The organism is Microbacterium sp. bgisy207 (assembly GCF_057706855.1).
Window position 1 is genome coordinate 1 of record NZ_JBYIPB010000036.1, and the last position, 769, is coordinate 769.

Here is a 769-nt window from a genome sequence, read left to right on the forward strand (position 1 = left end):
CTAGGGCGTGTTGATCAAGAGGTTCCGCTCCTCGGTGGGTGAGTCTTGAACGGTGACGCGACAGGAGATCTCTGACGAGGTGTGGGCCGTGATGGAGCCGTTGATGCCGACGGTGACCGGTCGGTCGCGGCCGTGGACGGATCACCGGCTCGCTATCGAGGGGATGGCGTGGAAGTACCGGACCGGTGCGCCGTGGCGTGACGTTCCGGAACGGTTCGGGAAGTGGAACTCGATCTACAAGCGGTTCAACCGGTGGGCCGGGGACGGCACCTGGCAGAAGCTGCTCACCGAGGTGCAGAAGCAGGCCGACGCCGCTGGGGAAATCGACTGGGTCGTCTCGATCGACTCCACGATCGCGCGCGTGCATCAGCACGGCGCGACCCTCGCCCGGGACACAGGGGGCTGTGCCGAATCACAAGAATCCGTGGTCCGAGCCGCCTGATCACGGGATCGGACGCTCCCGCGGCGGGCTGACGACCAAACTGCACCTGGTCTGCGACGGCCGCGGCCGGCCGCTGAGCATGATGATCACCGCCGGGAACATCAACGACACCACGATGATGAGCGCGGTGCTGGAGAACATCCGCGTTCCCCGCGACGGGAAGGGCCGCCCCCGCACCCGCCCCGACCGGGTGCTCGCCGACAAGGGGTACCCCTCAAGGGCGAACCGCGCCTGGCTCCGCGACCGGAGGATCGCGGCGACCATCCCCGAGCGGGACGACCAGATCGCGCACCGCCGCAAGAAGCCGGGCCGGCCGATCGCTTTCGG

2 protein-coding genes are annotated in these 769 nt (G+C 68.3%); both read left to right on the forward strand.

What is annotated here, in order from left to right; genetic code table 11:
• Positions 1-52 precede the first annotated feature (52 nt).
• Positions 53-442: an IS5 family transposase gene (locus AC3ENO_RS14915; protein ID WP_007929259.1), complete on the forward strand. Its 390-nt coding sequence runs from the start codon at positions 53-55 to the stop codon at positions 440-442.
• A partial coding sequence (locus AC3ENO_RS14920; protein WP_434971352.1) for a transposase occupies positions 405-769 on the forward strand: 365 nt, incomplete at its 3' end. The genes AC3ENO_RS14915 and AC3ENO_RS14920, both read left to right, overlap by 38 nt.